Source organism: Mesorhizobium sp. M0598 (genome assembly GCF_040320865.1).
Classification (GTDB): domain Bacteria; phylum Pseudomonadota; class Alphaproteobacteria; order Rhizobiales; family Rhizobiaceae; genus Mesorhizobium.
In genome coordinates this window covers 1-1,326 of the sequence record NZ_JAMYQL010000100.1, presented here as the reverse complement: position 1 = coordinate 1,326, position 1,326 = coordinate 1, and the positions used below count along the sequence as shown (strand labels likewise).

At 65.8% G+C, this 1,326-nt stretch carries 1 protein-coding gene; it reads right to left on the bottom strand.

Translation table 11 applies throughout. The features are described 5' to 3' along the window. Window positions 1-172: 172 nt before the first annotated feature. Window positions 173-1,326, bottom strand: a 1,154-nt coding sequence (tnpC, locus tag NKI59_RS34885) for an IS66 family transposase (RefSeq protein WP_352709058.1), incomplete at its 5' end; no start/stop codon positions are given.

The window sequence follows — 1,326 nt, the reverse complement described above, 5'->3', positions numbered from 1 at the left end:
TCATCGGTGAAGGCCAAGATCCCGTCGTCATCGTTGGCGCCGTAGACCCAGATGACGCCGTCCTCGGGCTCGAGACCGAGGGTCAGTTCCTGGATGAGCGCTTCGCTGACGCCGAGGTCCCTGGCGACACGTTCGACGGTGTAGACGTGATGCACCTTATTGCGCTGCATGATCAGGCCGCCGCTGATTGGGTCCGCAGTTGTGCGGATCTCCAATTCCACGGCAGCAAATCATCGATCCGATGGGCTGGGTGGGCTGCGATGCGCGCCAGGATATCGGCGAGCCAGGCCTGCGGGTCGATATCGTTCAACTTGGCGCTGACGATCAGGCTGTAGAGAACGGCAGCGCGCTGTCCGCCGCGATCGGAACCGCAGAACAGCCAGGACTTTCTGCCGAGAGCGATGCCGCGCAGGGCTCGCTCGGCTGCATTGTTCGATAGGCAGATCCGCCCGTCGTCGAGGAACCGGGCGAAGGATGACCAGCGGCGCAGCATGTAGTTGAAGGCCTTGGTCAGATCATGTCCGCGCGAGAGCTTGTCGCGCGTCTCGATCATCCAGGTCTCGAGCTCCGCGACCAGCGGCAGGCTCCGCTCCTGGCGCACGGCGTGGCGTTGGGCCGGCGACAGGCCGTTGATCTCGCGCTCGATATCGAACAGGGCGTCGATGCGCTTCACGCCTTCAACCGCGAGCGGATAGACCAGGTTGGGCTTCTCGCCGTGCGCCTTCTTGCGCGCCGCCGCTTCGATATCGGCCAGCTCGAACACTTTGCGCCGGCTGTGGGCCCAGCAGCTGGCTTCCAGAATAGGCGCCGGCTGACGGGCCGCCGCATAGAGATCGCCATAACCGCCATAGGCATCGGCCTGCAGAATGCCGCTCCAGCCGGCGAGATGCGCCGCGGGATGTTCGCCTCGGCGATCGCGGGAATAATAGAACACCGCCGCCGGCGGATCGACATCGCCGAATGGTCGGTCATCACGCACATAGGTCCATAATCGGCCGGTATCGGTCTTGCCCTTGGCCAGGACCGGCACCGTCGTGTCGTCGCCGTGCAGACGTGAAGCGGCCAGCACATGGGCTTCGAGCCGCTTGAACAGCGGCATCAGCGCCGCGACGCCGGCGCCGACCTGGTCGGCGAGCGTCGACAGGCTGAGCGGCACGCCTTCGCGGGCATAGCGTTCAGCCTGGCGGTTGAGGGGCTGATGCTGGCCGAACTTCTCGAACAGGATCATCGCCAGCAGGCCGGGACCGGCCCAGCCGCGCGGGGTGGCGTGGAACGGCGCCGGAGCCTGGCTGATCGCCTCGCAGTCGCGGCAGGTGAACTTCTCCC